This window comes from Bartonella sp. AP20NXHL (genome assembly GCF_042196165.1).
In the GTDB taxonomy this organism is placed as follows: Bacteria; Pseudomonadota; Alphaproteobacteria; order Rhizobiales; family Rhizobiaceae; genus Bartonella.
In genome coordinates, this window is the sequence record NZ_JBHIPV010000077.1 from 1 (window position 1) to 1,114 (window position 1,114).

At 32.7% G+C, this 1,114-nt stretch carries 1 protein-coding gene and 1 pseudogene; both read right to left on the reverse strand.

Annotation, left to right across the window (positions count from 1 at the left end; genetic code table 11):
* Positions 1-104: 104 nt before the first annotated feature.
* A complete protein-coding gene (locus ACFILL_RS09270; protein ID WP_375643833.1) occupies positions 105-854 on the reverse strand; it encodes a type IV secretion system protein in 750 nt (249 codons plus the stop codon).
* Positions 855-861: 7 nt separating this feature from the next.
* Positions 862-993: pseudogene (locus ACFILL_RS09275) on the reverse strand (TrwH protein); the annotation flags it as partial.
* Positions 994-1,114: the final 121 nt, after the last annotated feature.

Below are 1,114 nucleotides of genomic sequence, written 5' to 3' on the forward strand. Positions count from 1 at the left end.
TGACTTTGATAAAAGCTTTCTGCCTCTCTGAATTGTTCAGATAGTACTGAACCTTCTACAGTGGATTTTGTTTTCATGAAAAAAAGCAAATGTTGTAAAGAGCTTTATTGGTTAGATCTTATTTTAGGCATATCGTTGTGGTTAGAGGCTATAATTTTTCCATACAATTTACGTTTTTGTATTTCGATAAGAGCCTCTTCGTTATCGCTTAAATTTCTGACCATTTGTAGTTTTGTATATTCATTTTGGAGCATGGCTGACATGGTCTTGATGCGTGTTTGCAGCTCGAAAACTCCTTTTAAATCTTTTGTTTTATCTATATTATTTAAGAAATCGACAATTTGTGTAAAGCGGTTCTCTGCGTCTTGAAAAGTTTGCAAACTTACAGCTTTATCGACAATTCCACTATAGTTAAGACGGGTATTAATTATTGTGCGCATATCATGATACGGCAATGACCAGAAGATAACTCTTTTCTCTTCGTCAAGAACAGAATATAAAAGGTCTCGAAATTGTCCAACATCTACGCCACTGTAGTTGGGATGCGTTTTTGGATAGATAGAAGGCGAATCTTGTATGAAAAAGCTCTTGTTCTCTCCTATTGTTGGTTTTTGGATTCTATTTCCTGTTATAGACTGATAGATTTTTTTCGCGTTTTCGATCTGGTTTTCGTTTGTTCTGATTTGTTGGTTTAACAACTCAATAATTTTTAGATATTCTGCTTTTGAAACAGGGAAAGGACTTTGAACAGTTGAACCTTGAATCCCAGAACCCCAACTAAAGTTAGACGTTAGAGTTAAATTTATCGTTCCTAAAAGGGTAATCATTCCTATTGTAATAAATCGCTTTTTCATCTGTCTCTCGCTTGATTTCGGCAGGGATTGTTTTATTAATAGGCACACGGTTCCTATCATTGGGCTGTTTTAGCTTTGGTGCTAATGCACAAGCTGATAAAAGGTTTACAATCAAAATTATAAGGGTGATCGACTTCATTTTAACTATTTTTGATAATTAAACAAAGTCTAATATTTATTTTCATTATTATAATTTTGAACATAAAGTAAAGTGTATAGTTTACGATAATTTATCTTTTCTTAATTTCATTTTTTAATTT